This is a genomic window from Roseateles koreensis (genome assembly GCF_028595305.1).
Classification (GTDB): domain Bacteria; phylum Pseudomonadota; class Gammaproteobacteria; order Burkholderiales; family Burkholderiaceae_C; genus Paucibacter_A; species Paucibacter_A koreensis.
This window is the reverse complement of record NZ_JAQQXS010000010.1, coordinates 187,355-193,548: the sequence shown is the minus strand read 5'-3', so window position 1 is coordinate 193,548 and position 6,194 is coordinate 187,355. Positions and strand designations below refer to the sequence as shown.

Sequence of the window (6,194 nt, the reverse complement as noted above, 5' to 3'; positions counted from 1 at the left end):
CGGGGATCTGGAATTGCGGCTGCGCCGCCTGGTCCGCCGTAGCGGTGGGTTTTGTCTTGCTTGGCATTCATGCTCCTTGTCGACATGCTATGCCTCACACACAAAATTTCTGACAGGCTCCACCTTCCCTAAAAGTTCGCAAGCCTAATTGCAGCTACCGATTGAATTTCCAAGATTTCAAACAGCACCACCTTACCTTTTCATAGACGGTTTGCTTTACGAAGCCACCCGGCAAATTCAACTCCACCCCGCCATCATCTCTAAGATGGTCTCAAATTCCCAGGTGCGCGCCAGGGAATATTGACTGCTTGGCCGTCACATCAATTCACACATGGCCCAGTGCTGGGTTCGGAGGCTGGAGCCACGTAGTCGTCGGTCAGCGTTTTGAGGAAGCACAGCAGGTCGGCTATGTTTTGTTCGCTGAGGGGCGGTTTGGAGCCCGCTTTGCGCCCGTCTTGCGGCATTTGTGTGTCGATGTTTGCGTGGTACTTGGCGGGCAGGTCGTTGAATTTCTGGACTTTGCCGCCTCGGTATTGCTGAGTGATCAAGCCATAGGTCGGAAAATCGGCGGAGGGCGTTTTGACAGGCTTGCCGCCCACGGTGGGGTACCAAATCTCAGGATTTGTGTCGCGGGTGTTGTAGAACCGAATGGCTTGTTCCAACGAAGTGATGACGCCGTTATGAAAAAACACGCTTCTTGTCGCCACATTGCGCAGCGTGGGTGTTTTGAACATGCCGCAATAGGGGTTGGCTTCTTTGGCGTGGGCGGGTTTCAGGTCGCGGCGAGCCGGGCCGCATAAACCCAGGTCCATATAGCTTAGGATTGCATTGGCGGGTATTGCCGAATTGCGGGGTGGGCCGATGGCGGCAAATAGGTGGTCGGTGAACTGATTGAGGTCCGGCAGATGGCAGGCCGCACAGTTGCCGCTGTTGGGGTCGTTGAAGACGGCTTTGCCTCGCAGCTCTGCGGTACTCAGTTTTCCCAGGCCGCGCTGGTTGTAGAGGTCAAACTTGCTGGAGTAGGGGCGAAAGCTTGGGTCTTCTTTTTGAAAGGCTTGTAGCGCGGCCGTGATGTTGGCGAATGCCGTCGCGCCATTGGCAAATGCCTGCGGGCCAAAGGCTTGCAAAAAGAGTGGCGCGTAGGCGCCTGCCTGAACTTTTTTGACCACGGCCTCGGGCGAGGCGTTGGCCATTTCGAGGGGGCTCAACAAGGGCAGGGCGGCTTGTTCTGCCAAGCTGTTGGCGCGCCCATCCCATGTAAAACCGCCGCCGGGTGCGGGCGCGCCGGCGCCATCGGGGTCGAATTGTTCATTCGAGTAGGCGGGGGTTGCCAGTTTGTAGCGCAGCGAGGGCACTGCGCGCAGCCCCGCTGAGTTGAGCTTGGGCCCACCGAGTTGAACGGCACGTGCGTTGGGCGGGCCATAGGCGTGTTGGGGGTCGTGGCAGGTGGCGCAAGACATGGCGCCGGACGCAGACAGCGACGCATCGAAAAACAGCTTTTGGCCCACTTGGGCCGAGAGGCTTAATGGGGGTGTCGAGGGCGCTGAGTGCGGGCTGGCAGCGAGGGCGCTGCGGCCTGCGGACGTCGATTCGGACTGCACTCGGGTTGGTGCATCGCCCCCGCCGCAGGCTGCCAACAACAAGGCGCAATACGCAATGCATTGAATTTTCAACGCCTTTGCCGCAGTATTGAATAAGGGCGCTTGAATGTGTGATTCTTTATGATCAGGCATTTCGTATTATTTTATTTATTGAATTTGATTGATGGGTGCCTGGCTTTAATAGGGTCGTTCAATCAAATGGCGGCCGGATTCTATGTATTTTAGATGTCAAAATGATGACAGGTTTTTTGGTTTCTTAGGGATGGTGTTTGCGGCGAGCTGCTGTCAGGTTAATTGCCGTTGTCACGATTGTGTAATTTGAAATTGATAGATTTCAATTGTTATTTTTGCAATTTGATGAGAAAAACACCATGACAAAAAACATAAAGAATTCGCTCCCAGCAGAGGCCGCCGTCAATGTGTCCCGGCGCAGCTTGCTGCGGGGCGGGGTTGCGGCAGGTTTGATGTCGGGCGTCGGTGCGTCGATTTTGAGTGCTTGCGGTGGCAGCAGCGATGCCCGGTGGCGGCCCACCAAGACGGTGATCGTGATCTTGGAGAACCGTTCGTTCAAAGAGTTGATCGGCAGCACTGATATGCCGTATCTGACCCAATTGGCTGCGGCCAGCGCTGTGCTGACCAAGTCGTATGCTGCGCCGACGCCGTACAACGTGATTCCCAAGGGCGGCGTGCCGATTGCTGCGGACCCTAAAAATCCGACCACCACAAGCTGGACGCAAGGTGCGCAATTCACCCATGCCTTGCCGGCACGGGGCAGCCAGACCAACTATTTCTACCAGTTCTCCGGGCACAACCAGGGCTTTTTGCCTGATTGGTACCAGCAGCCGGGTTCAGGGCGGATGGCGAGCGCGTCGCTGCCGGCATTCCAGGATCAGTATGGCAACACCTTGGTGGATGCCAGCGGCAATCCGGCGCCCAGCTTTACGGGCGAAATTGGTATCTCCAATGAATTGATCACCAGTTATACCAATGTGTCGTTGCCGTTCACAACGCCGAATCTGGGCGCCGCCATCATCAACCAAGGTTTGACTTTCGCGACGTTCTCCGAGAGCCTGCCTTACCCCTCCTACAACGACAAGGCATCCAACCCGACCGGTGTGGCAGATGGTTACGCCCGTCGACACAACCCGGGCATCAACTGGATCAACTTCCCGGCCTACGGCAAGACGGTGGCCAGCGACAAGTTGCGGTTCACCCTGCCCGTGAGCAGCAACTTGGCCATGACCAACACGGTGGACACGGACGGAACCAAGTACCGCGGCTTCACGGTCGACAAGGACGGTAACGCCGCCGCCTTTGACACGCTGCCCACGGTATCGCTGGTGGTACCGAACAATATGGACAATATCCATACCGGCACTTTGGCCGCGGCCGATGCTTGGCTCAAAGCCAATATCAAGCCTTATGCCGACTGGGCTTTGGCTAACGACGCTTTGCTGATTGTCACCACCGATGAAGACGGCTTTACCGATGCCACCAACGGTATCGCCAATGTGGGTACCGACGCGCTCATCGCCAAGTACTACCCGGGCAAGGGCGGCAGCTATATGTACGGGATGGACACCATCACCACGTTGTTCTTTGGCCCGACTTCTCGGGTCAAGGTAGGCCAATTTGCATCGCGCGTGGACCACCTGAATGTTTTGGCCACCGTGCTGGATATGTACGGCGCCCTGGGTACCTACAAAGCCGACTTCAAGGCGGCCTGGAGTGCGGCTACGCATCCGATCAATGCCAAGTGGGTGGGTGGTACCGATTCAGTCCGCCAGACTGAATTGGCCTCACAACTGACCAACTTGAGCCCGATCAACGACATCTTCGTCGCTTGATGCTTGACGCCTGACGCCTTACAGCGGGGGCGGGACAGCGGGGCGGCCTTGGCGCAGAGCAATCTGGCCGGGCCGCCCCGCTGCATTTGTGCGCACCGTGCGGGCGTGTGCTTGTTGGGCGCGTCAGAGCGGTGAAAAGTTCAAAAGCTCAACAAGCGCTCAGTTTCACGTTCAGATACATAGCGGCGAAAAATTTGCCGCAGCGTGCCGTCGTATCGCATTTCAAGGACCAGGCCGCGCCACTGGGAGGCCTCGGCTTCAGAGAAGCTCTTCTTCGCCAACACCAGGTTGTGGGGGAGTTCGGGCTCGTCGGGTGTCAAGTCCAGTGCCACGGCCATGCCCGTCATGTCCAAGTCATCCAGATACTTGCGGTACACCAGGGGTTGCGAAAACATGGCGTCGATGAGGCCAGTTTTGAGTTTCAGGAAGGTGGTCTTGGCATCGACACTTTCCGAAACTCGGTTCTCCTGGCGCAATTTCTCGACCCAGGCGTCCTGCGCGCTGCCGTGGTGGAAAGACCTGACCACGCCAAACCGCAGGTTTGAATTCAGCAGTTCGTTGGCGCTGTGAATTTTTTCGGCTTGATCAGCACGCAGCACGAGGTAATTCTTCATGGCCAAGTAAGGCGTAAACCAAGCAAACTGAGTTCGGTCGGGGGTCTCGATCCCCGAGACGGTCATGTCCAGCCAACCGCTTTCCAGATCCTTCCAGATGCGCGCGCGTGCCTGGACTGAAAACTGAAATTTGCATCCACTGCGGCGAGCCAATTCATCGGCGACGTCTTTGTCGATGCCTTGCCCGGCATGTGACGCATTTTCAAAATACAACAAACCATATTGGTAAAACGCCAGTCGAACAGGTTTGTTCGGGCAAGGGAAGGCCTTGGCCCCGGTCACCAGCGCGAACGATGCGAGCAACAAACCGAGTGCGTGCGCAATTTTCATGGCATGGACTCCCTGGACTCACGTCCTTTGGGGCGGGTCACCCTTGCGCCGGATTGCCCCTGCAAAAGCGGCCAGACCTTGACGTGAATCATCTCGCATTTGCACAGATGCGAAAAGTCCAAACGCTGTCGATTTGCGTGATCCAGGATTGAGATTTTTGGGGTAATGGTGGGTTCTCCCGACGCCTGTAGGCACTACTGCGCAGGCAAGCCTGGCTTCACCAGTTTGAAAATGGCCATCACTTGCACCAAGGCTTGGGCCTGATTGCGCAGGCTTGCAGCTGCGGCGGCCATTTCTTCAACCAGTGCGGAGTTTTGTTGCGTGGCGTGGTCCATCTGCTGCACCGCGCCGCCGATTTGCGCCACGCCTGAACTCTGCTCGGTGCTGGCGGCGCTGATCTCGCCCATGATGTGGGTCAACTGCTGAATGGCGTCGACCACTTCCGTCATGGTGACGCCCGCCCGATCCACCAGCTTGCTGCCCATCTCCACCCGATCGACGCTGGTGTTGATCAGCGTTTTGATTTCTTTGGCCGCGTCGGCCGAGCGGCCGGCCAAACTGCGAACTTCAGCGGCAACCACCGCAAAGCCGCGCCCCTGCTCGCCGGCCCGGGCCGCTTCTACGGCCGCGTTGAGCGCCAGGATATTGGTTTGGAAGGCGATGCCATCAATCACCGCGATGATGTCGGCGATGCGCTTGGAGCTGTCGTTGATGCCCTTCATGGTTTCAACCACTTCATTGACCACGTCGCCGGCCTTGATGGCAACGCTCGACGCTGTTTGGGCCATTTGGTTGGCTTGCCGGGCGCTGTCTGCGTTTTGTTTGACCGTGGCGCTCAGCTCTTCCATGGAAGCTGCCGTCTGTTGAATGGCGCTCGCCTGCATTTCTGTGCGGGAGCTCAGGTCGTGATTGCCTTGCGCAATTTCGCTGCTGGCGTTTGACACCCCTTCCGCGTTCTCGCGGACTTCTCCGACGATGTGCGAGAGTTTGTCGCGCATGGCCGCCAAGGCCTGCAGCATCTGCGCCGCCTCGTCCGAGCCGACGCTGTCAATCTGGGCACTCAAGTCGCCATCGCTGATCAACTCAGCGGAAGCCACTGCGCGTTGAATGGGTTGCGTGATTGCGCGCGTGGCGGTCCATGCGAAAACCAGGCCGACGGCAATGGACAGTACAGCGCCTATGCCCAAAGCCCATTGCCCTGTTGACGCCACCGCATCGGTTTGGGCTTGGCTTTGTTTGAGTCGGTCGTCCATGTGCTTGACCAACTGATCCAATTGACCCAGGTAGGTGGTGGCCAAGGGTTGCAAGGTGGATTGCAGTGCGGCATGGACATCCTCGCCAGCCTGCTTTCTTTTCATCAACTCGCCACGGGGGACGCGGTAGGCCTCACGGGCTCGGCTGATGTCGGCGAGCAGTGCTTTGCCCTTGTCGTCGGTGATCAGCGGCTCGAGTTGCTTTTGCATCTCGCCCAAGGCTTGGGATGTGCTGGCCATATCGTCTTGCAGTCGGCTGACATAGCCGGTGTCGTTGGCAAGCAGGGCGGCTGAGGTGCGCACCCAGTTCAGGTTGATTCCTGCGGTCCAGCGCTGCGTCAATGCAGCGCGGTCCATTTCAACGGTGGCCAGCACGTGGGCGGCCTCGCGCAAGCTACCCAGTCGCCAAGCCCCTACCAGCGAGATCAGCGCGGTGATCAACAGTACTGCCCCAAACGCCAAGCCCAAGCGGGTACCGATCTTGATATTGCTGCCATTCATGGGCGCTCCTTCCATGGCGACGTTGTGGGTCGGGACTCGTGCCGAGTC

The 6,194-nt window shown here is 58.0% G+C and carries 4 protein-coding genes; 1 reads left to right on the top strand and 3 read right to left on the bottom strand.

Annotated features, from left to right (window positions below; translation table 11 throughout):
* Positions 1-320 precede the first annotated feature (320 nt).
* Entirely contained in the window at positions 321-1,733 is a 1,413-nt protein-coding gene (locus PRZ01_RS12870; protein ID WP_273597199.1) for a cytochrome-c peroxidase, read from the bottom strand.
* A gap of 239 nt (positions 1,734-1,972) precedes the next feature.
* On the opposite strand from PRZ01_RS12870, the gene PRZ01_RS12865 reads away from it, so the two are divergent.
* Positions 1,973-3,448, top strand: coding sequence for an alkaline phosphatase family protein (locus tag PRZ01_RS12865; protein WP_273597198.1), 1,476 nt, complete (start codon positions 1,973-1,975; stop codon positions 3,446-3,448).
* A 140-nt stretch (positions 3,449-3,588) separates the two neighbouring features.
* On the opposite strand, the gene PRZ01_RS12860 is transcribed toward PRZ01_RS12865, so the two are convergent.
* Both PRZ01_RS12860 and PRZ01_RS12855 read right to left on the bottom strand, forming a co-directional pair.
* Positions 3,589-4,392 (bottom strand): substrate-binding periplasmic protein, encoded by an 804-nt coding sequence (locus PRZ01_RS12860; RefSeq protein WP_273597197.1) that lies wholly within the window; start codon positions 4,390-4,392, stop codon positions 3,589-3,591.
* Between the two features lie 194 nt (positions 4,393-4,586).
* Positions 4,587-6,146, bottom strand: coding sequence for a methyl-accepting chemotaxis protein (locus PRZ01_RS12855; protein ID WP_273597196.1), 1,560 nt, complete (start codon positions 6,144-6,146; stop codon positions 4,587-4,589).
* Positions 6,147-6,194 lie beyond the last annotated feature (48 nt).